The following is a 22666-nucleotide window of genomic DNA, read 5'->3' as shown; positions in this document are numbered from 1 at the left end:
ACAACATAGAGCTTTTTCTTTAAATCGTCGTGTGGGAATGACGGATATTGTAGGTCATAAAAGAAGGTTGAGTGATGGACACATTTTCCAAACAGCAGCGCAGCCATAATATGGCCAGTATAAAATCAAAAAACACCAGGGCAGAGCAGATGCTCCGCCTTGCTCTTTGGCATCGGGGCATCAGATACCGCAAGAACTGGCGGAAGCTTCCCGGCTCCCCTGATATTGCCATTACAAAATATAAAATAGCTGTCTTTGTGGATGGTGATTTTTGGCACGCCCGTGGTCATGAAAAGGACCCGGGGGAACAAGTGGCCACCAACAAGGACTTCTGGAAAAAGAAGTTGGCCCGAAACGTGGAGCGGGACAAAGAAGTAAACGACCAGCTGACTCAGAAGGGGTGGCTGGTGCTTCGGTTCTGGGAGTCGGATATAAAAAAAGATATAGACGGCGTAATTGCTGAAATAATGAAGTATCTGCCTTAAGTCTTGGCCAAATTATAGCAAATTGAACAACATAAAAAGGGACTGCCGCATTGATGAAAAGTCATCATGGGCAGCCCCTCTGTATTTACCTTGGAAAAGGAGAGAAAGTTTACGGATTAAGAGATACCGTATTTTGTAATATATTTTTTGTTAATCTCTTGTAATTCCCTGTACTCAGTTATGAGATTATAGAAAGTCGCTTTTTTTAGCCCGGATTCTTCAAGGAACTGTTTCGATGAAATTTCCTTGTTTTCCCATTTGGCATACAGCTCGTCCCAGTTATCAGGAAATGCAACCCTGTTTCTGCCAGAATTGTTCTTTTTGGGCATTACCGCAATATTATTGGAGCTTCCAAGCACAGATTGCAAAACTGTTTTTAGTACAGCCTGGTTAATAGGCTGTCCGATATTATACTCATATGTGGAAGGGATACTTTTAATAATCAATAATCTGGCATTATTTATAAACCATTCCAACTGAGTAGCTTTTTGGGCATCACTTAATCCCAGTGCGGCAAGGGAACTGATGATAACGATATCGTTACCATTAAGTTTGCGTTTTAAATTTTCTAATTCCCTGAAACTGCGCTTGTTTTCGCATATAAGCTGAAAATCGTTGCACAAAGATTTACAAACCTTTATCATATCAGAGAAATTATCAAGATTATCGGTATTTTTTGCATATATAAATGCCTGCATGACTTACTCCCACGGAAATAGGTTAAATAATTTCTTTTTGAATTTTATTCCCGTTCTTTTTTCTAATTCTTTACGATTAATAGTAAAAATAACGCCATCCTTAGTAGGAAGGTACTCAGCCTCAAATTCTGTTGGTAATGAATTTGCCCAGGAGTTGCATTTACTTTTGCTATTAGAATCGTCACCCATTTTTATTGTAACTGTTTCTTCAGTAAATGAGAACAATGACTTATGATTATTATACAATTTTTTTATTTCAGTGATAACATCATCTGAGATATATTTTGCATTAACACTATAGTCATTATCCCATGATAAATGTTGTACGTAATCCGGTATATCATATCCATATTCTTCCAAAATTCGGATTATAATGTCAGATGATATACCCATCAATTCAGGATAATAGTCGTCAGGGAAATCCCCTTTCATCAGGAAATCCAATTCATTTGTTACTGCATCTATCATGTAACTTAGATATTTTCTATAAAATGCAGTTCCCAGACGTTTTATGATGGCATTTCCTCTGCTTTTATATGCACTTTGATCTATAGAGCTAGGCAATCCGCCATCAACGCGATTAAATACCATACGTTTACGCAGTATTTCTGATGGTTCCAATACATTGTTAGAGGCAAAAATAATCATTGGTTGAGTATCACGTTGATTATTTTCGCATGAATCATCATTTTTTATGCTTTCTGCTATTGATGCTATATATCTGTTGTCTATCTCATCTATAAAGAATGGTACGCCTTTACTTCCCACCTGTATTGCGGCCATTTTTTCTTTAGCGTTTTTTGAGTAATCTTCTTTTTTGGCCACATTAACAAATTTGCCGGTCATCATTTTTAAAGCTGCTGTAATCATGAAAGTCTTACCACAGCTTGCTCCCTTAGATGCTATTAATAAAAACAATGGCAAACTTGATGTACTGATTCTCTTGGTAACAGCCGTACATCTTAATGGCGCATTAAAAGGTGATGAAAAGATGGCGTTTAACATCTTAAAGTGTATTTTTTTTAATTTATCTGTATCACCAGTAAATGAGTCATAATTTGAAAAAATACCGAGCAATTCGTTTATATCTTTCCGTATATCTTCATCTGATGGAGACAAATCTAGCGCTTCACCGTTTAGAAATGCAGATTTTTGTTCAAAATCAAAAGTCAGTTCAGGATATTTTTCAACAAATTCGTTTACAGTTACATTCGTTTCTGATTTTTTTTGAGTTAGTTTCATTTTTTCAACTAACTTTGGTTTGATTTCAATTTTACCGTTTTTTGCCTTAGGGGTATTGCCTTTCAATAAAGCCCTATATTCTTCCTTGATTTTTTCACAGTCCATTACATATTTGACGATATTAATTGAAAGAGGGCTTGGATCGTTTTGTAAAACAATAGCCTTTCCGGTCTCTTTTACACTCTTCAAAATGGCATTTCCTTCGATTGGATCATCAGCTTTTTTGGAGGCAATAACATGAAGCGGAATATCCACTGACATATCCCAGGCTGTTTCAAAATCTTTTAAATTTTCATCATAGCCCTCGGGGGTGTCGTAAAATTCGTAGTTTTCGGGTTGTGTATTGTTCCATGCCGCTGTGCTAAGATTTGCTGATGGTTTTATAACTCTTGTTCTTGTACCATCATCAGATGTTAAGAGGTACATTTTGCGGTGGTCTATGACTAAATTAGGTGTGCGAAATCGTATATTTCCGTTTATAAACATTTCTGTAAGATCAGGAATGCGTCGGATTGCACGAGCAGCTGTATAGGCAGTTGTCAGCAAATCATTCAACTTTTCATCTCTTGAAACATTAAAATTTGCGCCAAGAATAATTTCTGCGTAATCAAAATTTTTTATGATTTTATTGATAAAATCCAAATCATAAGAGAAAGTGATAATTCTTATTTGATTGAAGCCGTGGAAAAGATCCTCCAAAGTCATTTTTTCAGTTCGGATAAATTCCGTTCGATAACATTTCAATAGATCATTTTCTGAAGGATTTTCATTATCTTTGCTGCCTTCAATTACATCAAATAAATTGAGTTGTTCCATGATGAATACTACCCCCTTCGTCTGAAAAAGATTTTTAATTTATAGACAAATAATATCATTAGTCTAAAAATATTTCAACATTTTTGGACTAAACTAAAAAGAGTCAGTAAAACTGGTGATTGTTGTGGTGGAGAAGGCAAGAGTTACTAAGCAATTTAAAGAAACGAGCTCAAAATATACCTGGAAAACAGAATACCCCCTGAACATTACTGCTCAGGGAGTATTTTTGCACCTATATAATTTTAAAATATCTTACTTCTTGCCACCGTGATGTGCGGCATTGTTTGGATTGCACTGGTTCGCATGGTTGTTGGCTGCTGCTGTATGAGTAGCGTTGTTAGGATTACTTTGATTTGCATGGTGGTTCATTTGAGCCTGCGTATGAGTGTTGCCGGAAACCTTTGCCATTCTGTTCGCCTCCCTTCAAAAAACTTAGAGATGTCCTACATCATCTACAATGAAGATATAACAGGAGGCGATTATGAGCAAACAAGCTGTAATTGTATTTACTTTCTCAGAATAATATTAAAACCAATTAGAGATAAGTATTCCAGCCAATCCTTGGAGCAAAGCCAGGGGCTGTTTACATTATGTGGGAAGCCAACAGTAACGTTGAGGCCAGTTTTTTTCATCATTTTATCAGCCCAAGCCCCAGATACCCGTTTTTTGTCGCCATTATATTCCTTAAGCTTATTTAAACACCAAACGTAGTCAGAGGGGGTATCCAAGGCAGATTGTAGGCCATATTCATCAATGAAGGACCAAAATTTTACGGGATCTCTTTTCTCACCGTTTAATGCCCTGAAGCTATCCATTTCGCTGCGGGAAAGCTTTAATGTAATGGTCATTTCATTATTACATTCCTTAAGAGTCCGTCTCATAACCTCTTGGACCTCTTCGGCTTCATGGCTCATACGGTCCACATAGTATGGGGTAAAATCAAAGGATATGTGATAACTCTCCCCATCACAATATAAATCTGGCAAAGGTACATCAAGGGCATCCGAAAGAGCTTCCAATGTATCAGGCGGCGGCATAGTACTCCCTTTTTCGATTAATACCACATTTTGTTGTGTCATATTTGCCTTATCAGCAAGCATTTTTTGAGTTAACTTTCGAAGCTTACGATAAAATTTCACGTTTTCTCCGATTGCCTTTGTATCCATTGAATCCATCCCTTTCAATTAGAGAATCAGGTTACCGTTATTTGTTTATCCATAAAATAGTATACAATGATTTTTACAAAACAAACGTACTGTAGCTTGGTATTTTATTTGCCCACCATTTCCTTTACAATTGCCTAAGGCTTGATATAATAGCCACAAAAGAAATGCAGTTCTTCAAATAGCATTATTTTTGCATTCAATTCGTTGATTGCTGTATGGGCTGATTCGGTGCTATCATAGTAGTCAAAGGATAGATGGAAGCATCACAATTACAGATGTGTGAAACATGACTGACAGATTTAGACTGGAGGTAATAATATGGAAAAGATGACCTTGAAGGAAGCAAGAGTATTGAAGGCACGTCTGGGCAAGGAGCTGGACAGGCTCGTTGAGAAGCGGGATAGCGTGGCTGTTGTGACAATAATGCCGGGGGAGGATCCCATGGAATTCATCGATGTGACGGTGGATGAGGTCACCAAGAAGATTGATGACTGCATTGAGCGGCTCATTGAGGTGGGGAGAGTTATCCGTCTGGCCAATGTTGGTGCCACCGCCAACGGTGATGACAAGGATATCGCCACCATGGTCGAGACGACCATTATGCTCCGCAAGGAGGCTAAATGCTGCAATGTTTTGGGCTCCAAGAATCCGAGAATGCGTGAGCGTGGCTCCTTCAGTTCAGATTGCACTGAGCTGGTGGATGTGACCACCTATAATATTGGGAAATATGCAGAACGGGCAAGACGGCTTTCCGATGAGGCTGAAAAGCTTTCAACGGAGGTAGACCGCCTGGACCTGGAAACAACCGTGGAGGTTTAATTAATTTTGGCAAGAAGAGGGCTTCCTGAGTATTGCTCCTGTAACAATTGGCAGATCTTGGAAGCGAAGATGTTGTTGGACGCGGCAGCCAGTATTTTTCTTGTACGTGAATGGACAGAACACAGAGTATATGAAGTGTCCGCACCGGGAAAAAAGTGATCATAGGCGTGGTGTCTTGGGAACCCTCTTTTTGTATAGATTTTAGAGGTTTTAATCCAAAATTTTCGGGGCCGTGAGGCCCCTTTTTGATTGCCTGAAATATTCAAACAAGCCATTAAATATACTCATATTGAGTTAAAAATGCGCAAAATGTTTATTGATTCTTCTCGCATTGTGGATATATGATATAGACAAGATGTGGAGGTGATAAAGAATGAAACCAAACAGCAATGGCAAGAGATACAATTTGGGAGCCAACCTTCGATTGGCAAGAAGCAATAAATATAGTACTCAGGCGGCTTTCGCTAAAGCATTAAATGTCCCATATACTACATACAGTCAATATGAAAACAATAAAAGACAGCCTGATATCGAAATGCTTTTAAAGATAGCTGATTCCTTGGACATTACAGTTGACAGCCTGCTTACCAATTCAAAGAGTGATGCTTATTTGAGCCTGGTTCATGATTCAATACAAAGCTATTTATGGAACTACGATAAAATAGATTTTAATACTGATGAAGAAAATCTGTGTAAATTGGTAACTAACAATGGAATAATGAAGATATCACGCGAATGGTACAGCCAGCTAAAGCAAAATCTGGAAGCCAGGATACATGAATATATTGAAGACGAGGTGGGCAAAGAAATCGCCAAGCAACGCGAAAAAATATTTAATAAAGCCCAAAAGGCACAGTACACCATGGAAGCAAGGATTTTATGTGATAGTCTGAAATATGATTATTCAGTTATAAATAAAATAGCTGAATGCCGAAAAGTTTCAGATGTGCCCTTGGAGCAAAGAATCGTTCATATTATATTTGAACTATATTTTTCGGGAATCCCTTGCAGGGGAGAAATTAAATCCATTAACCGTAAGCTTGAGAGCATATTTCAGGCAATTTACTCCATAGCACACAGTTGGGGCGGAGAAATTGATGAATATGATTTAAGTGGAGAAGTGGCACAAGACATTCTCAATAAAGTAAGAAAGTATAAGGGGAAAAGAAATTATGTGGTGGAACAGTATTTGAAACAGCATTGGGAACTGAGTGACGAGGAAATGGGTATTATGATAGGCCCGTTTGAAACTATGCGAAGTCTGTTTTATACGTATGGCTTAAATAACCTCCGAATGGAATATAGCGCAACTGAGACTATGGAAGAGTTTCTGATCGGTATGGGAAGTAATCCGCCAATACTATAACGATGTGAAGATGGATATGAGATTTGTTGCCCTGGCAAAATGAAAAAGCTGGGGCATTTTTTTTTAGTGAGTATTATCACAAATTTTTTCTATTTTTAATACTCAATTTGACTGCATAAACACAGTCAATACGTTGATTGATGGGGCCTCAGAGGTTTGATATCATTAGATAAACAAAGGCTTTCAGCGATAGGAGGAATCATAATGGACGGATTTGTAGGCTTTACCAAGAGACACGAATATATAGCTTTTCCCGACGGCACAAAAATAACCTTCTCCAATATATATACATCAGATGATGGAGAGCAGCACGTCAGCGTTTTCGTCAGGCAGTGGAATAAGGAAATGGGCTCCTTCAATTCACTACAGATGGATATGCCAAGGGGAAGGGTTATATACAAGACCGGCTTTCCAAAGGATGTGGCATATAGCCATGTGAGCCATATCCGCCACCTTAAGGATGTCATTATGGAATGCGCCGAGGAAAAGACAGCGGAGTGCATTAAGGAAAACAAGCGATTAATGAAGGAATATCCCTTCCTAATACCAAGAAACCGTGAAACCGGGGAGATATTGGACGGGGAGGATTACAGCTATACAATGCTTGACCCTATGCCAAAGGGCTGGAAGAAGGCATTTGGTGAGGATATCTGCAGGGAAATAAAGCAGTTCCTCATTGAAGAGGAGCTGCTGGAGGGCTATTGGGCCATTCAGATCAAGGAGAAGTTCGGCTCACTTCGTTGGTATGACAATGATTGTATGCGCCATGAAAAATTGAAGCAGATTAAACGCAAATACGTTGAACGCAGTGAACATACTTGTGTCATGTGCGGGGCTGAGGGAACCATGCGGGATAATCTGCGGTGGGTATCACCATTTTGTGATGAGTGCTATGAGGAGATTATAGAATGGGACCCGTATATGATAAGGAAAAGATAAGCGGGGGTTATTATGAAGAAGCTATTTGATTGGTATATTACAAGGCATCCAACCAATGTCTATGCTATAGAGGAATTGGAGGGCGTGGAATACCTTGGGCAGGAGGACTATTTTTATATTGCCCATGGCCGTATGTTGGATAAATCTGAGCCTTCTGGCAGCGCAAAGTGGCGCACATCAGTTATCAGAAAATTGGAGTTTGTGGAAGAAAGCAATTCGCTTCATATCCATACATTAAATTCAATTTATGTCTGCAGTGTTGATGAGTGCAAAATAAAAAAACAGGCCCCATTTGATGTGCTGCCGGAGCCTGTTCGGGGCAAGGTTGAAGCAGAATGTAGGGCACATATCAATGCACCGAGGGAAGCAAATAAAAATCTGCTTCATGCCCCGGAGGAGCCAAATACAATTCTGTTGGCCTTTAACGAAAACGACAATAACCTTAATTTTGTGGATGGGGCCTATAACCGTGACGGTCATACTGCACATCTGACTCCCTTTCCTCATTTGGGAATGTTTATGGATAGTGTGTTGATTTATGACGAATCTCTAGGCAGATCGGAAATAGATATTCGCTATTTTCCAACTGCAAATCCAGGGCAGGGGGCTATAGAATTTTATTCTTTTGACACTGATGGTTTTTCCGTCTATTTATACAATGTCGGGGAAGCACCTCTTATTTTCAAAACTCCTGTGGGGACCATTGAGCTGGCCCCGGGGGAGAAAAAGCTGGTATCCGAGGAAAATGCTTCTCCTAAGGACGAGGAGAAACTATTGGCACAAAAGGACGAATTGCTGAAGGAGCTGCCAAAGCTAATGGGGGAAAGCGAAGTGAAAAAAACGTGACATTACATGATTTGATAAAGCAGGTCTCTGAAATTATAATCCCTGGGACGGATGCTTTTTATAACTACATATTATATACCTCAGATGACAACGGGGGATTTTTAAGAACCAGGTGGTGTTGGTGGGACAAGCCACTGGAAAATCATAAGCTATCTGATAATTATGAGGTTGTAATGGTTACATCACGGTCGCTTATTGATGTAAAAGACCTTGAAAAAAGAGATGATACCTATTTAAAACTTCAATTTCATTATGATTTCAAGCACGCTGTTCCCGAAGATGCAGATTGGGATTTGGGGTTATTGTACAATTATGTTTATCTCGTTAATCTTAAAGCCAAGACATATATGATTGTGTACAGATTAGCAGGATAGGGGTTGATTTTGGATGAAGAAAATCGTAATTAATGAAAGCTATGGTGCTTTTACCTTGTCTGAGGAAGGGGCAAAATACTACAACAGTCTTAGTCCCATTAAATTGTCTATTGATAATCCACGGGCATGGGGCGTTGATGGCGTTATTTATTATTTGGGAAGAGATGACACCAATCTTATAAAAACCATAACTGATTTAAAGGAAAAGGCTGCTGCCCCCCTTTGTAAATTAAATATCGTGGAGGTCCCAGATGGATACAGCTACCGTATTGAAGACTATGACGGCTGGGAGAAGGTGGTGCTGCTGCCAAGAGAGGATGAGATCAGAAAGCTGTGCGCTGACCCAGATGCCCTGATAGAGTATCTGCGCCGCAGTGATTGCTGTGATTTTGATGAAGATCCTGAATTATTGGCACCGCCAGTCAGAAAATCCATGAATTACACCATGGAGCTGACCTTCTCAACGGAGGCCAATATGGATGAAATGCTGAAACGTATAAAGGAAATATGCCGAGAAACTGGATGTGGCATTATCAAGCATGAAGGTAATACCATCATTTATGGAGCTATGGAGCATGATGAATTTGGCCCCGCTTTTGTTAGTTTAATTTTTGCCGAAGATATAAAGCCATACCTTGTTGAAGCTATTTGGTACGACAAAGTTGAAGGCTCTTATTCTGTTTTAGAACATATCATGCGGAGAATGAAGTGAAATTATAAGCATTAGAGTAAAGGGGAATAAAAGAATATGCAAGAAAAACACACAATTAGAGATACCATCAGAACTTTTCAAATGATTCTTGCTATGAGTCAGCAGGAACGTACAGAAAAAATAAAGCAGATGGATTCCTTTTTACTGGTGGATGTTTTTGAATGCCTGGCAATCGCAGATGGAAATGAATGTGTAAATATGGATGATAATTCAGTAAATATTATTGACAACAAGGAAATAATCAAAGAGCTGAAGTCTGAAATAAAGGAACGTCTGAAGCAAGTAAGCCGTTCCCAAGAGAGGTGATTCTGATGAATAAAATCGGAACCATGGAAGCAACCAGATTAAGCATAGTATTGTTCCCTTCGGATTATTTTAATCCCTCTGCTGTAGATGGGGACTTTGAAAAGGAATATGAGGCAGTGCTGGAGCAGCAAAATCTTATACCTATCATCTTTAGTTATGAAGGGTGGTTTCAGCAGGGAAGGCTGATTCTTTCCGGGGAATTGCCAAAGCTTGGCACCAAGGCTGTCTATCGTGGCTGGATGATGGGGCCGGAGACATATGCCCAGTTTTACGAAGCACTAAAGGAAAGGAATATCCTCCTTACCACTGGCCCAGAGGAATATGAGCGGCTTCACATTTTCCCAAACGCCTATCCCTACGTCAAGGAGGACAGCGCCCGTATTCTTTGCTTCAAGCTCCATGAGCCAATTCAGATATCCGCTGTTTTAAAGGAGTTTCCGCGGTTTATGGTGAAGGACTTCGTAAAATCGGTAAAGGGGACGGATTTCCCGAAATTCTTTGATAGCTCCTTTAGCCAGGAGGATTTTGAGCACTGGATGGAGGTATTTTACAAATACCGTGGTGAGCTTCTGACCGGGGGGATATGTATCAAGGAATATCTGGAGCTGAAGAAATATGATGGGAAAACCAATGAATACAGGGCATTTTATGCCAATCATGAAATGATTTCCCTTGAACCCAATTCCGGCCAGGAGACCTTCGCTCCTACACCGCCAGAACAAATGCTGAAAAAATACCAGACCTTGGAAAGTCCTTTTTATACCGCGGATTACGCGGAGCTGGCTGAGGGCTCATGGAGGGTAATTGAAACTGGGGACGGCAGTGTATCTGGCTTGTCCGACCGCCAGGATGCCAAGGCTTTCTTTAGGGCACTTTATCTGGCGTTTAGCTGATAGATGTCTGAAAGAACTGATTTCATGGAGGGGCTATGATTAATTATGAAGTTATTGAATACAAAGAAATCCTGCATGAATTATTTGCAGGAATGCTGGCGGATATTGACCGATTATTGAAAAAATATAATATACCTGAATCATCAACGGAGCCACTTGTTATTTTTCAGAAAAAAATAAACATTATATGGCTGGATATATTGTCTAGAAAATATTCCACAATGGAAGATATGATGCAGCTTAAGGGAATTTATTTATTCGCAAAAGAATATATAGAGGAATTAAACTCTTCCCCAATAGAGGTGATTTTTGATGAAGAAAATCGTAATAAATGAATACTATTGCCCCTTTGCCTTATCGGAGGAAGGGGTAAAATACTACAACAGTCTTAGCCCCATTAAATTGCCTACTGATGATATGTTGGACTGGGGTGGTGTTAAGCATATAAATTGTGATTTATGCAGAGACGATCCCTATCTTATAAAAACCATAACTGATTTAAAGGAAAAGGCTGCTCCCTCGGGTTGTAAATTAAAAATCGTGGAAATCCCTGATGAATACAGCTACCGCATTGAAGATTACGATTGCTGGGAGCATGTAGTGCTGCTGCCAAGGGAGGAGGAAGTCAGAAGGCTGTGCTCTGACCCTGATGCCCTGGTAGAGTATCTGCGCCGCAGCGGCTGCTTTGGTTTAATTGAAGAATCTGACTTATCGGCAACGTCATTCATACAAGCCAAGAACTATACCCTGGAGCTGACCTTCTCCCCTGAGGCTAACATGGATGAAATGCTAAGCATTATAAAAGATATATGCCAAAAAGCTGGCTGTGAAATTATTAAGCATGAAGGTAATATCATCATCTATGGAGCCAATGAATATGATCAGTTTGGCCCCGCATATATTCATTTATTAAATGCCCAACAAATAAAGCCATATCTGGTTAAGGCTATATGGTCCGACAAAGATGCTTGCTTTCATTCCTGTTTGGAAAATATATTACAAGGGGTCTGATGACAGTATGCTGTATCCTAATTCCAAAACGGTAAGAGCTATGAAGGATGTTAACAAGAAGCGTAATGTCGTTGGGCCCTTTTATACTATTGAGGACGTTATGGAGGAGCTATGATTAATTATGAAGTGATAGAATACAAGGAAATTTTATTGGAGTTGTATTCAGGGTTAATCGCAGATCTTAATCGAATAATAAAAAAATATAGTGAACATCAAGCACAGTCATTAATTATGTTACGAGAAAAAGTAAACACAATTAGAGATGATATATTGTCTAAAAAATATTCCACAATGGAAGATGTGATGCAGCTTAAGGGAATATATTTGTTTGTAAAAGAATATATAGAGGAATTAAACTCATAAACCCCTTCAAAATGAATGCTGCATAAAACAAAAAACCACATCATGGACAGAATCTTTAGGGCAACAATGGCCCTAAGCCTTTTCCATTAGTGGTTCTGTAAATAAAATACCAAATGAAAAGTATCTTGTCAATAAGGAGAAAGGGGGAGGCAAATATGTCATCAGAGCACATGGGCAAGCGACTGACCTGGGAGGAAATAAAAAGGTATTTCCCACATCAGGTTGTGGGGCTTGTTGACTGTAAGCCGGAAGGGAAATTCGACATAGAGTCGGCTGTAGTCAAATATACTGATAAAACAACACCTTATGACATCCTTGAAATAAAAGCTTTTGATGGAGAAATAATAATGATCAGTACAGACTATGAATATGATACTGTCTTTAGATTTCAAGAAAGTATTCCCCAATAGAGGTGATTTTTGATGTTGAATATTCCTAATGATGTAATGAATTTTATGGAAAAGCACCCTCTAAATAAAGAAGGGGCACAGCTTCAAGCAGCCTTGCTTCTCTATCCATATATACAAAATGAAGAAATATCTCACGGATATGCTGCAAAGCTTTTAGGCATAGATCGCCTTTCATTGATTTCCCTTTATGAAAGTGTAGGGATTCCTTATTTACACGTTTCTGCTGAGGAAATAAAAGAGGAAATAAATGTATATAATAATCTGCGCAATATTTCAGAAAAATTAGAGATAAATGGTAGAGATTAGAAAAGAGCTTAGGTAAAGGGGGAATTATAGCATGCTTATCCCAATCACCAAGGATATATTCAAAAAATATCTTCTCTCTCCAAAATATAAATCCCATCTGGATAAGCCCTTGCAGCATTTGATGGAGGATTATTGCTTCTATTGCCCTTATTGTAGGGGAGAAATGTGTGAAAGTGATGACATTAAGCTGGAAAATGGCGAGGAGCCTGATTTGGAAATCAGAAACTGTGATATATCCAATAAAACATTGAGAGCACTTTTAGCAGGTGATAAACTATGATCTACATAACCGGGGATACCCATATTCCCCTTGATATATCCAAACTGAATACTACTCTGTTTCCCCAGCAGGCGGAAATGACCAAGGAGGATTTCGTCATTATTCTGGGGGATTTTGGCCTTTACTGGCATGAGGACAAGACCTTTAGACATTGGCACAAGTGGCTTCAGGAAAAGCCATGGACAACCCTGTGGCTGGACGGGAATCACGAAAACCATGACTGGATAAACAGCATGGAGGTCAGCCAGTGGCATGGGGGCAAGGTGCACAAGGATGGAAGCATTATCCACCTTATGCGGGGGCAGGTCTACGAAATAGAGGGACAGTCCTTTTTCGTGCTGGGGGGAGCTGATTCCACTGACAAGGAGCACCGCAGAGAGGGCTTGAGCTGGTGGCCCCAGGAGGTGCCTTCCTGGGCGGAGTTCAGTGAGGCCGTGGATAATCTTGAAAATGCCGGCAATAAGGTGGACTATATCCTTACCCACACATGCCCCATTGACCTTATAAATCCAATGTTCCATCTACGACCAATAGGCTACAGCACCGTGGAAAAGGCCCTTCAGCTCATATACAACCACAAGCCGGAATTTAAGCGGTGGTTCTTCGGCCACTGGCACCAGAGCAGGGACTTCGGCAAATTCACCTGTCTTTATAACAGGGTAATACGGCTGGATGATTATATAGCAAAGGATTGAATGGGGGAGGAGTATCGTTGAAATGAGGTATGTATATGATATTTGAAATAAAGATGTTTTTTAAAAAATCATCTAATATGGAGGAGATTAATAAAGAAATACAGAGTATATGTGATGAAACAAATGCAGAGTTCATTTCCTCTGAAGACAATTCTGTATTAATCGGTTCTGATATTATCAATTATTTTGCTCCTGCATACGTTGGTTTAAAATACTCTTCAATTGTAAAAAATAATTTAGTAGAGGCTTATTCTAAGGATCCTTCGGGTATTGAATCTTGTAAAAAAGGCTTACTGACACCCAGAGAAGGAATTTGATACTGTTGAGGATGTTATGGAGGCTTTTGGATTATGAATAATGAAACTATTGAACTCATCAATCGTATTATAGTAAACGCAGAAGCAAACGGCGCAGATCGCGGTGGTACTTATACTTCTAACAAAGACGGATTGTATGATTCAATGAAGAAGTTTCTTACAGAACACTCTTTAGAAGACAAATATGAAATAAAGGAGATTATAGTATCAATTCCGAAACCATACATTCAGCAAGGTCTATGGAAAGTGTTTCAGTTCGTATTAAAGGGTAGCGAATAGAGAGCCATTCAGCTTAATGACAGAAGTGTTGTGTGAGGTGAGCTATGATGTATGGCAATTTACCAACCATAAGGTTCAAATTTAATATGGAAGCCATGGAGGCAGTCGGGACTACAGGTGATGAGGTGCTTGCGCCTATTAGGGAATATACCAAATCAAAGGGAATTACAGAATCAGAATACGGCCTGTTTACTCTCCCCAAGGATAAAATCTCCTATTACGGAATGCACCAGTATCTCGCATCACATGTTGTAAAACATCCAGAATGTCTGCAGTTCTTTGAAGCTATAATAAGTACTGTTGATAACGAAGATGAGGACTGCTTACCGGGCTTGAAGGAACTAATTAATAGTTTAGATGAGCGAGAAAATGAGGAAGAAAAAGCAATGTCAGAAAAAATAGTTGAACTGGTGGATGAGATCAGAGAAGAGCTTCGGGCGCGGGGCGAGTTATAAGTATAATGAGGAATGATGTTATGAAACCATATAAATTACTTACCCATACAGATATGGATGGGGCGGCCTGTGCCATACTGGCCAATATTGCCTACAAGGGAAATACGGATATCACATACATAAACAATCCCAATGACTGCACCAAAAAGCTGATAGCCATGGGGACGGAATATAAGAATTATGAGGGGATATTTGTTACGGACTGTAGCTTTGATGTTGATGAGGTGCAGCAGGAGAACCCCAAAATTCTCAATCATATAAAGCTTTTTGACCACCATCTGACAGCAGTGGAAGACTTCAAGGCTTATAAGTGGGCAACTGTTACTGAAATACTGGATGGCAGACCTACCTGCGGGGCGGAGCTGTTCTACAGATATTTGCAGAACAAGGGGCTTATTACCAAAAGAGATTTTTTCATTGAACAGGTGCGCCTTTATGACACATGGGAATTTGCCAAGTATTCCAGCCAGATGCCAAAATATCTGGCAACAATGGTATTCAAGCTGGGCCTGCAGTACACGGTGAAAGCCTTCACGGAACGCCTGGCCAAAAAGGATTTGAATGAGCTGACCTTGTTTAACGAGTATGAGCGGACTATCCTTGCCTACGAGGCGGAAAGGGAAGCCAAGGACGTAAGCGGTTTTATGCAAACCGCATATAAGGGGAGGCTGGAAAGTGAAGGCAAAGAATACAGCTTCTGCCTTACCTACAATAACAGCAGGTACACATCTTCCATTGGCAATAAAATATGCGAGGAATATAGAGTGGATATAGCCTTCATGGTAAATCTTAATCACGATAAAATAGAAGTCCGTACCACACGAGATGACCTGAATCTGGGCGAAATAATGAGTAAGTTCTATGCCGGGGGCGGCCATCCCAAGGCAAGTGGCGGGGATATAGCCGGCATTGCCGAAGACACAGCCAAAGCCATACTGGGCAAAATGGGCAAGGTAATTGAAATAGGGAAAACGAAGCAGAGTCTGTAATAAACGGGGTTGTTGTTTATGAACAAAATGAATGAAACCTTATTTCTGGAAGTATCACCGCTGGCAAAGGATTTTATTGCCAAGCACCCACTTTCAAAGGAAGAAGAAATGCTTCAAATGGCGTTATTCTTTTATCCATATATGCTTAATGGGGAAGGTGATATAGGAGTTATTTCCAAATTAATGGGTATTTCACGCATAGAACTGATGAATCTGTATGAAAAGGCCGAGGTTCCATCATATATCACACATGAGCCTATCAATATGGATAAAGTTAAGTCACTAACTGAATTGGTTAATCAGGGCAAAAGCAGTAAAGAGGCAGTGAGAGAAAGTGCAGACATGGAATATACCTTAAAACTGCTTTTTTCCCAAAAGGGCAAGATGGAAAAGCTATTGCAAAAAATTGAGAGTATATGTAATGAAAATGGCACTGTTCTCTTAAAACACGCGGAAAACTCAATCACTTTTGGGGCGGATTCCTTTGAAGCGTTTAGCCCAGCCTTAATTGATATATGTTCTGACGATTACATAAAGGCGAATCTTATAGGAGCTTATTGTACAGATCCCTTTGATGGTACGTATCCTTGCCTGGATGACATTATGAAAGACTATTCTTAATGAGCAATATACCCTATCGGAGGCAATATGATTAATTATGATGTGATTGAAAAAAAGGAAATCCTGCACGAATTATTTGCAGGGCTGCTGGCAGATTTGGCAAGAATAATTCAGGAGAATAGTATCGATATAAATTCCAATGCCCCTATTTGTGATACACGCAGAAAGGTTAGGGAAATCTGGGGAAGCATTTTAACAGACAAGTACTCCACCATGGAGCAGATGAAAGAGTTGGAAGATTACTATAAGAGTGTGAAAAAGCAGATGAATCAATACAATCTTCCCAAATGAGGGACATTCAACTGAAGGGACTGGTAGTTGATGAAATTAGCTACATTGGAATTGCCTGATAATATGGCAGATTATATAAATAAAAAGCCTGTAGACGAGGCTACAGATTTTAAACGTGCAGCATTTCTTTTGTATGCCTATATAGATGCCGGATTAATGTCTCATGGATACGCAGATCAACTGCTGGGAGTAGATAAATTTGATTTAATTAATTTTTATGGAAAATATGGACTTTCATACATAAATAAAGAAGATTGGGATAAATACAAGAATACAGAGGATGAGGTTTCTACTTTTTTTGATAAACATAGGAAAAACAAGCAGGAAGTGTAAAAAGGAGTCGCTGTTTATGACTTATTCTTCTGATGAGCTTTCAAAGGATATACAAATGGTTATTTGCGAGACCCAGGGAGATATATTCCAGTGTGCAAATGAGCTGGGATATGATATGGATAAGTTTGTTCCAGCGTATATGAAATCACATTTTTGTGAACGCAGCATGGACACAGCTTATTCGCCATTTCAGATGGCAGATCCTGAGGAGTGCCTTGATTTTATATTGCCTGAAATAAATGTCCCTAAATTGCCTGAGCCACTATATATTCCAGATGCCCTTTGGTGGATAGGCTTTATATATCGTCTTTTGTACTTTGAATTAAAAAAATCCAGCAACGAGATTATTGATAAAGTACCCTTTAAAGCAATGCTTATCTACTATCCCGGCCTGAGTACTGTAGATGAGTATATGGCTGTTGAAATTATAAGTGAAGATAAGTTTTTAAGGTGAATGATAGGACAATTATGATGGAATATACCATGAAATTGATTTTTACCAAGGAAACTGATATGGCCGTTATGGAAGAAAAAATAAAGGCTATCTGTCAAAGGGTTGGTAGTGTAGTCTTGGAAATAAACGATAATTTCATTGTCTATGGGGCAGAAATATACGAAAAATTTGGACCGGCCTTTATGCTCCTAACCTTTGACGAAGATATTAAACGGCATATCGATGATATTATATGGACAGATTCAGACGAAGGCTCACATTCCTGTAAAAAGCAGTTATTAATGAAAGTAATATGAGTCCAACCAGTCCTTCTCACTAAACGGAGGCGCAATTTATATGGGGGTGTTTGCTATGTCGGCAGGAAATACTGGCAAAAGAATGACATTAGAGGAAATTATTGCCACTTATCCACATCAGAATGTTGGTTTAATAGATTGTACTCCTAACTCCATAAACTTTGATACAGCAAGTGTAAAATATACAGACCGTGAAAAGACTTATTCTGAGTTAGTACGTATGGCCAGCAATGGGGAAATATTTTTGATGTACACTACTGTTGACGAGGATAATGGTGGAGAAACGTTCGCCTGAAGGAGGTTGTTTGCTATGTTGGCAGGAAATACTGGCAAAAGAATGACCTGGGAAGAAATAATTGAAAAATATCCACATCAAAATGTAGGATTGGTGGATTGTTACCCTAATTCGTATAATATCCAGTCTGCTATTGTTAAATATACTGAAGCAGATACTTCGTACAATGAAATGATTGAAAAAGCACTTGATGGTGAAATAGAAATGAGGTTTACATCATTGGATAAATGTTATGTGTTAAAACAGTGAAAGAGTTTTCTATTTGGCTAAAACAATAAACTCAATATAATCCTTTAAAGTGAGGGCCTTTAAACATAGCACGAGGATGATATATATGGAATATACCATGAAATTGATTTTCTCAAAAAAAGCAAATATGGATTTGATGGAAGAAAGAATTCAAGATATTTGCCAAAGGTCTGGTAGTGTCATTTTGGAAGTAAAGGATAACATTATTATTTATGGAGCCGATGGATATGAACAATTTGGACCAGCGTTTATACATTTAAGCTTTGAAGATGAGATAAAACATCAAATTGATGATGCTATTTGGTCAGATCCAGATGACGAGCCACATTCCTGTAAAAAGAACCTTTTGAGTGAAATAGAATGAATAGAGAAGCAGACAATAAATTATGGATGATGTTCTAAGCTTAACAAGTTGAAGGGAGAGATTTGCCATGTTGACAAAGAATACTGGTAAAAGAATGACATTAGAAGAACTAGAAGAACTTGAAGATATGCGACTTTTAAAGCTGGCTGAGGAAAGAATCAAAAATTCTTCCGGGAAGCTGTACAGCCAGGAAGAAATATTGGAAAGCTTGGGGATTACTGAAGAGGAGCTTGATGTCATGGAGGATGTGGAAATTGAATAACTTGGATAGCAAGGTTTATAAAGGACATGGCTATCGCAAAACGAAAGGATGATAGATATGGGGATTAATTATGATATTTTTTCTGCAGATGCCTCTAATCAGGCCAGAAAAGCTAATAATAATGCTAATATGGCTGCACAGGCTGCCAGTGCTAATTTAAGTGCAAATGTTGCTCTGCTTCAGATGGGGATTGACATTACAGATGCCCTTCGTGAAATGAAAAATTTTCAACATCAAAGATTTAATGATATGATACACACTATGAGAGAACTTAATGTTGAAATACAAGATTTAAAGGCTCAGGTTGCTGGAATACAGAAACGTCTCTACGAACAAGAACAGAGAAGCAAAGAAGCTGATGAAAATTCTTCTGCTCTGGAAGAAATGGAGCCTCCTTGTCCTGAAGAAATAGAACCTTAAGCCGATATAAGCCCCAAAATGATAGGGTTATTCAACACAAGGAGGGATGGTTATGTGGAAAGCGGTTACAACTCCTTTTATGAATATTGAAAAAATTAATCCATTGCACCAAGAAGCTGTTAGAAAAATGGTAGATTTGTGTAAAGAAGATCCAAATATAAAAAAAGCTGTTGTATTTGGAAGTAGTGTTCGAGACGATTGCCGGCCTGACAGTGATATAGATATTTATTTTGAGTTTGTTGGAGAAAAAACAAAATGGCCAGCTTTAGGAGAAATGATAGTTTGGGATAAATGGGACAATTATACAGTAGATAGAAGAATGGCTTATGAAATCGGAAGAACGGGAGTTGTAGTTTATGAACGAGCCGAATAAAATATTACCTACTGAAACATTATTAGATATGTCAAAAAGACAATATAGAACAGCAACACTATTATATAAAGAATATCCTTCTGATGATGGAATTATAAATGATGGTGGTTATCCTGGAAATCCAGATTCAAAGAGATAAGAAAGGATGATAGATATGGGGTTTGATGTTTTTGCTCTTGATGCTGCTAATAATGCTCAAAGTGCTAAGAATAATGCAAAAATTGCTGCACAGGCGGCTAATTCTAATTTGACGGCAAGTGTCACTCTCCTTCAGATGGGTATTGACATTACAGATGCTCTTCGGGAAATGAGAGAATGGGAAAGACAACGTTTTAATTGTGTGGTGGATTACGTAAAAGACAACAATCAAAAAATTAATGCGTTGCAAGAGCAGGTAGCGGCTCTTCAAAAACGCCTTTATGAGCAGGAAAAGAGGAGCAAGGAAGTTGTCAAAGCTTCTACTGATCCTGAAGAAATGGAGCCTCATTGTCCTGAAGAAATAGAACCTTAAGCCGATATAAGCCCCAAATGAGAGGGTTATTCAACTGAGGTGTTATTTATGGAAAAGATGATAATTGAGATTTCTAAATCAGCTAAAGACTTCATGGATAAACATCCGCTATCTGAAGAAGAAAAACAATTACAACTTGCTTTATTGTATTATCCATACATTATGAATAAGACTATATCTATTGGGGAAGTTTCTAAATTTATGAATATTGGACGATTAGATTTAATGCGCTTGTATGAAAAAGCAGAGGTCCCCATGTATTATTACGATAAAGCTGATATGAATGAGATAAATGATTTATTGGAACTCATAAAGAGGTAGTTTTATGAATGGATTATCGTGTTATAGAATATAAAGAAATTCTACATGAAGCATTTGCAGGACTTTTAGCAGATATAAGCAGACGTATTACCAAAAATGGAATTGCGCCGGATAGTGACCACCCGCTTGTTGTGCTTGAAGAACAAACTGCTTCTATATGGAGAGATATACTGGGAAGTAAATATTCTTCCATGGATGATATGATGCGGTTAAAGGGAAAATTTGAATTTATTCAGTCCTATGTCAAAGGTATGGCTAAACCAATACACCCTCAAAAATGAGGGGCATTGAACACAAACTGAGGTGATATAAATGCAAAAAAATCTACTTTCCCCGAAAGAACAAGTAAGACAGGCTGTGGCTACTATGGCTATTGAAGGTATGCATGTCACGGATGACATGATTAAAAAGGGCCTCCAGATAGCTGAAGGCAAAATTGATGTTGAGGATGTAATTAAGGAGTTAAATGAAAAATATGGCAGATAAGCCAATACCACAACAACCGAAAAACTTTCCTTAAGCCTTGGCCAATTGAACTGCTACCCGTCAAGAGGACAGTAAAAAAACATAAAATTTCTTTGGAGAGTGTGAAAGTTTTTCTGTAAATAATAACAACAGTAACAGTTAAGGTCTTCTATGGTAAAATATAAAATCATAGGAGGCCTTTTACTATGGCAAAGAAAGCAAAGAAACCCATTCACCATGTTCAGATGACAGAAGGTAAAAGACAGATCATTCAGCAGCTCTTGTCTGAATATGAGATTGAAACCGCAGAAGACATTCAGAATGCTTTGAAAGATCTACTGGGCGGAACCATCAAAGAAATGATGGAGGCTGAAATGGACAGCCATCTTGGCTACCAGAAATCCGAGCGCTCAGATAATGAGGATAGTCGTAACGGCTACAAGACGAAAACCGTTAACAGCAGTTATGGCAGTTTTCAGATTGATGTTCCCCAGGACAGACAATCCACCTTTGAACCACAAGTCGTCAAGAAACGTCAGAAGGACATTTCGGACATTGACAAGAAAATTATATCCATGTATGCCAAAGGTATGACTACCAGACAGATTTCTGACACCATAGAGGACATTTATGGCTTCGATGTTTCTGAGGGCTTTATTTCTGATGTTACGGATAAATTATTGCCTGAAATACAGGACTGGCAAAACAGAGCCTTGTCCAGCGTATATCCGGTGGTATTTGTTGATGCAATTCATTACTCTGTAAAGGATAACGGCATCATCCGGAAAATGGCAGCTTACGTAATCTTGGGAATAAATAGAGACGGAATAAAAGAAGTATTGGGCATCTACATTGGCGAAAATGAAAGTGCCAAATATTGGCTCAATTTATTCAATGAACTTAAAAATCGTGGCCTTAGGGATATTTTAATTATCTGTGCCGATGGGCTGACCGGCATGAAGGAGGCTGTTGTAGCTGCATTTCCAAAAGCTGAATACCAGCGCTGCATTGTTCATCAGGTGCGCAATACCTTAAAATATGTGGCAGATAAAGACCGCAAGGAATTTGCAACTGATCTAAAGAGCATTTACCACGCAGTTACTGAGGAACAGGGCCGCAAAAACCGCGATGCTGTTACCGAAAAATGGAAGGAAAAATATCCTAATGCCATGAAGAGCTGGACGACAAATTGGGATGTAATAACGCCAATTTTCAAGTTTTCATCGGAGGTCAGGAAGGTTATTTATACTACCAACGCCATTGAAAGCCTCAATTCCAGTTACAGGCGTCTTAACCGCCAGCGTAGCGTTTTCCCGGATTCACAGGCCTTGATGAAGGCACTGTATCTTGCTACTTTGGAAGCCACTAAAAAATGGACTATGCCGATTCGTAATTGGGGCCGTGTATACGGCGAATTAAGCATTATGTATGAAGATCGGCTTGAATATTAGGCTATTTCTTGTTACAGCTTTATTAAAATTGAGGCCTGGAGCCAGTCCTCAGTTTGTTGAGTTGTCTAAAATTACAGCTAAGAAAAATGCTGGAACCGGTTTCAACCAATTCCAGCAAAATTATGAAATATATAGTTTTTATTGCCATAGAAGACTCTATTTACAGAGATTTTTTCACAGGCTCTTTCTTTGG

Annotated in this window: 41 protein-coding genes; 37 read left to right on the top strand and 4 right to left on the bottom strand. The window is 39.0% G+C overall.

The features are described 5' to 3' along the window. Positions 1-74 precede the first annotated feature (74 nt). Positions 75-485, top strand: coding sequence for a very short patch repair endonuclease (locus T525_RS0108720; RefSeq protein ID WP_027406883.1), 411 nt, complete (start codon positions 75-77; stop codon positions 483-485). 116 nt (positions 486-601) lie between these two features. On the opposite strand, the gene T525_RS0108715 is transcribed toward T525_RS0108720, so the two are convergent. The 4 genes from T525_RS0108715 to T525_RS15670 all read right to left on the bottom strand — a co-directional run bounded on the left by T525_RS0108715 (position 602) and on the right by T525_RS15670 (position 4407). Next, a complete protein-coding gene (locus T525_RS0108715; RefSeq protein ID WP_027406882.1) occupies positions 602-1183 on the bottom strand; it encodes a hypothetical protein in 582 nt (193 codons plus the stop codon). A 3-nt stretch (positions 1184-1186) separates the two neighbouring features. Beyond that, positions 1187-3241, bottom strand: coding sequence for a phospholipase D family protein (locus T525_RS0108710; protein ID WP_027406881.1), 2055 nt, complete (start codon positions 3239-3241; stop codon positions 1187-1189). Between the two features lie 252 nt (positions 3242-3493). Then, positions 3494-3649, bottom strand: a complete 156-nt coding sequence (locus T525_RS16540) for a hypothetical protein (RefSeq protein WP_198022667.1) — start codon at positions 3647-3649, stop codon at positions 3494-3496. A 98-nt stretch (positions 3650-3747) separates the two neighbouring features. Beyond that, positions 3748-4407 (bottom strand): helix-turn-helix domain-containing protein, encoded by a 660-nt coding sequence (locus tag T525_RS15670; RefSeq protein WP_051533516.1) that lies wholly within the window; start codon positions 4405-4407, stop codon positions 3748-3750. 318 nt (positions 4408-4725) lie between these two features. Between T525_RS15670 and T525_RS0108695 the strand changes: the two genes are divergently transcribed. The 36 genes from T525_RS0108695 to T525_RS0108515 all read left to right on the top strand — a co-directional run bounded on the left by T525_RS0108695 (position 4726) and on the right by T525_RS0108515 (position 22473). Then, positions 4726-5226 carry a hypothetical protein gene (locus T525_RS0108695; protein WP_027406880.1) on the top strand — a complete coding sequence of 167 codons (501 nt, stop codon included), beginning with the start codon at positions 4726-4728 and terminating at the stop codon, positions 5224-5226. A gap of 373 nt (positions 5227-5599) precedes the next feature. Beyond that, positions 5600-6592 carry a helix-turn-helix domain-containing protein gene (locus tag T525_RS15665; RefSeq protein WP_051533515.1) on the top strand — a complete coding sequence of 331 codons (993 nt, stop codon included), beginning with the start codon at positions 5600-5602 and terminating at the stop codon, positions 6590-6592. A 204-nt stretch (positions 6593-6796) separates the two neighbouring features. Beyond that, positions 6797-7531 carry a hypothetical protein gene (locus tag T525_RS0108680; RefSeq protein WP_027406879.1) on the top strand — a complete coding sequence of 245 codons (735 nt, stop codon included), beginning with the start codon at positions 6797-6799 and terminating at the stop codon, positions 7529-7531. Positions 7532-7543: 12 nt separating this feature from the next. After that, positions 7544-8377: a hypothetical protein gene (locus T525_RS0108675; RefSeq protein WP_027406878.1), complete on the top strand. Its 834-nt coding sequence runs from the start codon at positions 7544-7546 to the stop codon at positions 8375-8377. Continuing rightward, a complete protein-coding gene (locus tag T525_RS0108670) occupies positions 8374-8751 on the top strand; it encodes a hypothetical protein (protein WP_027406877.1) in 378 nt (125 codons plus the stop codon). The genes T525_RS0108675 and T525_RS0108670 overlap by 4 nt, the downstream gene beginning before the upstream one ends. Before the next feature lie 13 nt (positions 8752-8764). Beyond that, positions 8765-9463, top strand: a complete 699-nt coding sequence (locus T525_RS0108665) for a hypothetical protein (protein WP_027406876.1) — start codon at positions 8765-8767, stop codon at positions 9461-9463. A 36-nt stretch (positions 9464-9499) separates the two neighbouring features. After that, the gene (locus tag T525_RS0108660) at positions 9500-9769 is read left to right on the top strand and encodes a hypothetical protein (RefSeq protein WP_027406875.1); all 270 of its coding nucleotides are present in this window, start codon (positions 9500-9502) and stop codon (positions 9767-9769) included. 5 nt (positions 9770-9774) lie between these two features. After that, positions 9775-10662 carry an ATP-grasp domain-containing protein gene (locus tag T525_RS0108655; protein WP_198022665.1) on the top strand — a complete coding sequence of 296 codons (888 nt, stop codon included), beginning with the start codon at positions 9775-9777 and terminating at the stop codon, positions 10660-10662. Between the two features lie 35 nt (positions 10663-10697). After that, on the top strand, positions 10698-10997 hold the full coding sequence (locus T525_RS14830) for a hypothetical protein (protein WP_051533514.1): 300 nt from the start codon (positions 10698-10700) through the stop codon (positions 10995-10997). Next, complete coding sequence (locus T525_RS0108645; RefSeq protein ID WP_027406873.1) at positions 10975-11673, top strand: hypothetical protein; 699 nt, start codon at positions 10975-10977, stop codon at positions 11671-11673. The genes T525_RS14830 and T525_RS0108645 overlap by 23 nt, the downstream gene beginning before the upstream one ends. Before the next feature lie 111 nt (positions 11674-11784). Beyond that, positions 11785-12036: a hypothetical protein gene (locus T525_RS0108635; protein WP_027406872.1), complete on the top strand. Its 252-nt coding sequence runs from the start codon at positions 11785-11787 to the stop codon at positions 12034-12036. Positions 12037-12191: 155 nt separating this feature from the next. Beyond that, a complete protein-coding gene (locus T525_RS0108630) occupies positions 12192-12446 on the top strand; it encodes a hypothetical protein (protein WP_027406871.1) in 255 nt (84 codons plus the stop codon). A gap of 12 nt (positions 12447-12458) precedes the next feature. Then, positions 12459-12752, top strand: coding sequence for a UPF0175 family protein (locus T525_RS0108625; RefSeq protein WP_051533513.1), 294 nt, complete (start codon positions 12459-12461; stop codon positions 12750-12752). A 31-nt stretch (positions 12753-12783) separates the two neighbouring features. Continuing rightward, a complete protein-coding gene (locus T525_RS0108620; RefSeq protein WP_027406869.1) occupies positions 12784-13032 on the top strand; it encodes a hypothetical protein in 249 nt (82 codons plus the stop codon). Further along, the gene (locus tag T525_RS0108615) at positions 13029-13727 is read left to right on the top strand and encodes a metallophosphoesterase (protein WP_027406868.1); all 699 of its coding nucleotides are present in this window, start codon (positions 13029-13031) and stop codon (positions 13725-13727) included. Before T525_RS0108620 ends, T525_RS0108615 begins: the two co-directional genes overlap by 4 nt. Before the next feature lie 35 nt (positions 13728-13762). After that, positions 13763-14044 (top strand): hypothetical protein, encoded by a 282-nt coding sequence (locus tag T525_RS0108610; RefSeq protein WP_027406867.1) that lies wholly within the window; start codon positions 13763-13765, stop codon positions 14042-14044. Positions 14045-14077: 33 nt separating this feature from the next. Beyond that, the gene (locus T525_RS0108605) at positions 14078-14323 is read left to right on the top strand and encodes a hypothetical protein (protein ID WP_027406866.1); all 246 of its coding nucleotides are present in this window, start codon (positions 14078-14080) and stop codon (positions 14321-14323) included. Between the two features lie 44 nt (positions 14324-14367). Continuing rightward, a complete protein-coding gene (locus tag T525_RS0108600; protein WP_027406865.1) occupies positions 14368-14778 on the top strand; it encodes a hypothetical protein in 411 nt (136 codons plus the stop codon). A 20-nt stretch (positions 14779-14798) separates the two neighbouring features. Continuing rightward, the gene (locus T525_RS0108595; RefSeq protein WP_027406864.1) at positions 14799-15767 is read left to right on the top strand and encodes a DHHA1 domain-containing protein; all 969 of its coding nucleotides are present in this window, start codon (positions 14799-14801) and stop codon (positions 15765-15767) included. Between the two features lie 18 nt (positions 15768-15785). Next, positions 15786-16388, top strand: a complete 603-nt coding sequence (locus tag T525_RS0108590) for a hypothetical protein (RefSeq protein WP_027406863.1) — start codon at positions 15786-15788, stop codon at positions 16386-16388. A 27-nt stretch (positions 16389-16415) separates the two neighbouring features. Next, on the top strand, positions 16416-16679 hold the full coding sequence (locus T525_RS0108585) for a hypothetical protein (RefSeq protein WP_027406862.1): 264 nt from the start codon (positions 16416-16418) through the stop codon (positions 16677-16679). A 27-nt stretch (positions 16680-16706) separates the two neighbouring features. Next, entirely contained in the window at positions 16707-17012 is a 306-nt protein-coding gene (locus T525_RS0108580; protein ID WP_156945686.1) for a hypothetical protein, read from the top strand. 16 nt (positions 17013-17028) lie between these two features. Continuing rightward, positions 17029-17466 (top strand): hypothetical protein, encoded by a 438-nt coding sequence (locus T525_RS0108575; protein ID WP_027406860.1) that lies wholly within the window; start codon positions 17029-17031, stop codon positions 17464-17466. Between the two features lie 14 nt (positions 17467-17480). Beyond that, on the top strand, positions 17481-17762 hold the full coding sequence (locus tag T525_RS0108570; RefSeq protein WP_027406859.1) for a hypothetical protein: 282 nt from the start codon (positions 17481-17483) through the stop codon (positions 17760-17762). A gap of 55 nt (positions 17763-17817) precedes the next feature. Then, a complete protein-coding gene (locus T525_RS0108565; RefSeq protein ID WP_027406858.1) occupies positions 17818-18057 on the top strand; it encodes a hypothetical protein in 240 nt (79 codons plus the stop codon). Positions 18058-18072: 15 nt separating this feature from the next. Next, on the top strand, positions 18073-18306 hold the full coding sequence (locus T525_RS0108560) for a hypothetical protein (protein ID WP_027406857.1): 234 nt from the start codon (positions 18073-18075) through the stop codon (positions 18304-18306). Between the two features lie 85 nt (positions 18307-18391). After that, the gene (locus T525_RS0108555) at positions 18392-18670 is read left to right on the top strand and encodes a hypothetical protein (protein WP_027406856.1); all 279 of its coding nucleotides are present in this window, start codon (positions 18392-18394) and stop codon (positions 18668-18670) included. 67 nt (positions 18671-18737) lie between these two features. Next, positions 18738-18932, top strand: a complete 195-nt coding sequence (locus T525_RS14825) for a hypothetical protein (protein ID WP_037325542.1) — start codon at positions 18738-18740, stop codon at positions 18930-18932. A gap of 57 nt (positions 18933-18989) precedes the next feature. Continuing rightward, on the top strand, positions 18990-19352 hold the full coding sequence (locus T525_RS0108545; RefSeq protein WP_027406855.1) for a hypothetical protein: 363 nt from the start codon (positions 18990-18992) through the stop codon (positions 19350-19352). A 52-nt stretch (positions 19353-19404) separates the two neighbouring features. After that, on the top strand, positions 19405-19725 hold the full coding sequence (locus T525_RS14820) for a nucleotidyltransferase family protein (RefSeq protein WP_037325540.1): 321 nt from the start codon (positions 19405-19407) through the stop codon (positions 19723-19725). Further along, the gene (locus T525_RS16340) at positions 19709-19864 is read left to right on the top strand and encodes a hypothetical protein (protein WP_156945680.1); all 156 of its coding nucleotides are present in this window, start codon (positions 19709-19711) and stop codon (positions 19862-19864) included. The genes T525_RS14820 and T525_RS16340 overlap by 17 nt, the downstream gene beginning before the upstream one ends. A gap of 15 nt (positions 19865-19879) precedes the next feature. Continuing rightward, the gene (locus T525_RS0108535; RefSeq protein WP_156945677.1) at positions 19880-20236 is read left to right on the top strand and encodes a hypothetical protein; all 357 of its coding nucleotides are present in this window, start codon (positions 19880-19882) and stop codon (positions 20234-20236) included. Positions 20237-20284: 48 nt separating this feature from the next. Then, entirely contained in the window at positions 20285-20557 is a 273-nt protein-coding gene (locus T525_RS0108530) for a hypothetical protein (protein ID WP_027406853.1), read from the top strand. Positions 20558-20565: 8 nt separating this feature from the next. Beyond that, positions 20566-20838, top strand: coding sequence for a hypothetical protein (locus T525_RS14815; protein WP_037325538.1), 273 nt, complete (start codon positions 20566-20568; stop codon positions 20836-20838). A 31-nt stretch (positions 20839-20869) separates the two neighbouring features. Then, positions 20870-21043, top strand: coding sequence for an antitoxin VbhA family protein (locus T525_RS16335; RefSeq protein WP_156945674.1), 174 nt, complete (start codon positions 20870-20872; stop codon positions 21041-21043). Positions 21044-21267: 224 nt separating this feature from the next. Continuing rightward, positions 21268-22473 (top strand): IS256 family transposase, encoded by a 1206-nt coding sequence (locus T525_RS0108515; protein WP_198022672.1) that lies wholly within the window; start codon positions 21268-21270, stop codon positions 22471-22473. Positions 22474-22666 lie beyond the last annotated feature (193 nt).

Source organism: Anaerovibrio sp. RM50 (assembly GCF_000622005.1).
Classification (GTDB): Bacteria; Bacillota; Negativicutes; order Selenomonadales; family Selenomonadaceae; genus Anaerovibrio.
This window is presented reverse-complemented; position numbering and strand designations above follow the sequence as displayed.

Excerpts from the sequence above, each read along its gene's own strand:
- T525_RS0108720 (WP_027406883.1), top strand. The coding sequence starts at position 75 with ATGGACACATTTTCCAAACAGCAGCGCAGCCATAATATGGCCAGTATA.
- T525_RS0108715 (WP_027406882.1), bottom strand. The coding sequence starts at position 1,183 with ATGCAGGCATTTATATATGCAAAAAATACCGATAATCTTGATAATTTC.
- T525_RS0108710 (WP_027406881.1), bottom strand. The coding sequence starts at position 3,241 with ATGGAACAACTCAATTTATTTGATGTAATTGAAGGCAGCAAAGATAAT.
- T525_RS16540 (WP_198022667.1), bottom strand. The coding sequence starts at position 3,649 with ATGGCAAAGGTTTCCGGCAACACTCATACGCAGGCTCAAATGAACCAC.
- T525_RS15670 (WP_051533516.1), bottom strand. The coding sequence starts at position 4,407 with ATGGATACAAAGGCAATCGGAGAAAACGTGAAATTTTATCGTAAGCTT.
- T525_RS0108695 (WP_027406880.1), top strand. The coding sequence starts at position 4,726 with ATGGAAAAGATGACCTTGAAGGAAGCAAGAGTATTGAAGGCACGTCTG.
- T525_RS15665 (WP_051533515.1), top strand. The coding sequence starts at position 5,600 with ATGAAACCAAACAGCAATGGCAAGAGATACAATTTGGGAGCCAACCTT.
- T525_RS0108680 (WP_027406879.1), top strand. The coding sequence starts at position 6,797 with ATGGACGGATTTGTAGGCTTTACCAAGAGACACGAATATATAGCTTTT.
- T525_RS0108675 (WP_027406878.1), top strand. The coding sequence starts at position 7,544 with ATGAAGAAGCTATTTGATTGGTATATTACAAGGCATCCAACCAATGTC.
- T525_RS0108665 (WP_027406876.1), top strand. The coding sequence starts at position 8,765 with ATGAAGAAAATCGTAATTAATGAAAGCTATGGTGCTTTTACCTTGTCT.
- T525_RS0108660 (WP_027406875.1), top strand. The coding sequence starts at position 9,500 with ATGCAAGAAAAACACACAATTAGAGATACCATCAGAACTTTTCAAATG.
- T525_RS0108655 (WP_198022665.1), top strand. The coding sequence starts at position 9,775 with ATGAATAAAATCGGAACCATGGAAGCAACCAGATTAAGCATAGTATTG.
- T525_RS14830 (WP_051533514.1), top strand. The coding sequence starts at position 10,698 with ATGATTAATTATGAAGTTATTGAATACAAAGAAATCCTGCATGAATTA.
- T525_RS0108645 (WP_027406873.1), top strand. The coding sequence starts at position 10,975 with ATGAAGAAAATCGTAATAAATGAATACTATTGCCCCTTTGCCTTATCG.
- T525_RS0108635 (WP_027406872.1), top strand. The coding sequence starts at position 11,785 with ATGATTAATTATGAAGTGATAGAATACAAGGAAATTTTATTGGAGTTG.
- T525_RS0108630 (WP_027406871.1), top strand. The coding sequence starts at position 12,192 with ATGTCATCAGAGCACATGGGCAAGCGACTGACCTGGGAGGAAATAAAA.
- T525_RS0108625 (WP_051533513.1), top strand. The coding sequence starts at position 12,459 with ATGTTGAATATTCCTAATGATGTAATGAATTTTATGGAAAAGCACCCT.
- T525_RS0108620 (WP_027406869.1), top strand. The coding sequence starts at position 12,784 with ATGCTTATCCCAATCACCAAGGATATATTCAAAAAATATCTTCTCTCT.
- T525_RS0108615 (WP_027406868.1), top strand. The coding sequence starts at position 13,029 with ATGATCTACATAACCGGGGATACCCATATTCCCCTTGATATATCCAAA.
- T525_RS0108610 (WP_027406867.1), top strand. The coding sequence starts at position 13,763 with ATGATATTTGAAATAAAGATGTTTTTTAAAAAATCATCTAATATGGAG.
- T525_RS0108605 (WP_027406866.1), top strand. The coding sequence starts at position 14,078 with ATGAATAATGAAACTATTGAACTCATCAATCGTATTATAGTAAACGCA.
- T525_RS0108600 (WP_027406865.1), top strand. The coding sequence starts at position 14,368 with ATGATGTATGGCAATTTACCAACCATAAGGTTCAAATTTAATATGGAA.
- T525_RS0108595 (WP_027406864.1), top strand. The coding sequence starts at position 14,799 with ATGAAACCATATAAATTACTTACCCATACAGATATGGATGGGGCGGCC.
- T525_RS0108590 (WP_027406863.1), top strand. The coding sequence starts at position 15,786 with ATGAACAAAATGAATGAAACCTTATTTCTGGAAGTATCACCGCTGGCA.
- T525_RS0108585 (WP_027406862.1), top strand. The coding sequence starts at position 16,416 with ATGATTAATTATGATGTGATTGAAAAAAAGGAAATCCTGCACGAATTA.
- T525_RS0108575 (WP_027406860.1), top strand. The coding sequence starts at position 17,029 with ATGACTTATTCTTCTGATGAGCTTTCAAAGGATATACAAATGGTTATT.
- T525_RS0108570 (WP_027406859.1), top strand. The coding sequence starts at position 17,481 with ATGATGGAATATACCATGAAATTGATTTTTACCAAGGAAACTGATATG.
- T525_RS0108565 (WP_027406858.1), top strand. The coding sequence starts at position 17,818 with ATGTCGGCAGGAAATACTGGCAAAAGAATGACATTAGAGGAAATTATT.
- T525_RS0108560 (WP_027406857.1), top strand. The coding sequence starts at position 18,073 with ATGTTGGCAGGAAATACTGGCAAAAGAATGACCTGGGAAGAAATAATT.
- T525_RS0108555 (WP_027406856.1), top strand. The coding sequence starts at position 18,392 with ATGGAATATACCATGAAATTGATTTTCTCAAAAAAAGCAAATATGGAT.
- T525_RS14825 (WP_037325542.1), top strand. The coding sequence starts at position 18,738 with ATGTTGACAAAGAATACTGGTAAAAGAATGACATTAGAAGAACTAGAA.
- T525_RS0108545 (WP_027406855.1), top strand. The coding sequence starts at position 18,990 with ATGGGGATTAATTATGATATTTTTTCTGCAGATGCCTCTAATCAGGCC.
- T525_RS14820 (WP_037325540.1), top strand. The coding sequence starts at position 19,405 with ATGTGGAAAGCGGTTACAACTCCTTTTATGAATATTGAAAAAATTAAT.
- T525_RS16340 (WP_156945680.1), top strand. The coding sequence starts at position 19,709 with ATGAACGAGCCGAATAAAATATTACCTACTGAAACATTATTAGATATG.
- T525_RS0108535 (WP_156945677.1), top strand. The coding sequence starts at position 19,880 with ATGGGGTTTGATGTTTTTGCTCTTGATGCTGCTAATAATGCTCAAAGT.
- T525_RS0108530 (WP_027406853.1), top strand. The coding sequence starts at position 20,285 with ATGGAAAAGATGATAATTGAGATTTCTAAATCAGCTAAAGACTTCATG.
- T525_RS14815 (WP_037325538.1), top strand. The coding sequence starts at position 20,566 with ATGGATTATCGTGTTATAGAATATAAAGAAATTCTACATGAAGCATTT.
- T525_RS16335 (WP_156945674.1), top strand. The coding sequence starts at position 20,870 with ATGCAAAAAAATCTACTTTCCCCGAAAGAACAAGTAAGACAGGCTGTG.
- T525_RS0108515 (WP_198022672.1), top strand. The coding sequence starts at position 21,268 with ATGACAGAAGGTAAAAGACAGATCATTCAGCAGCTCTTGTCTGAATAT.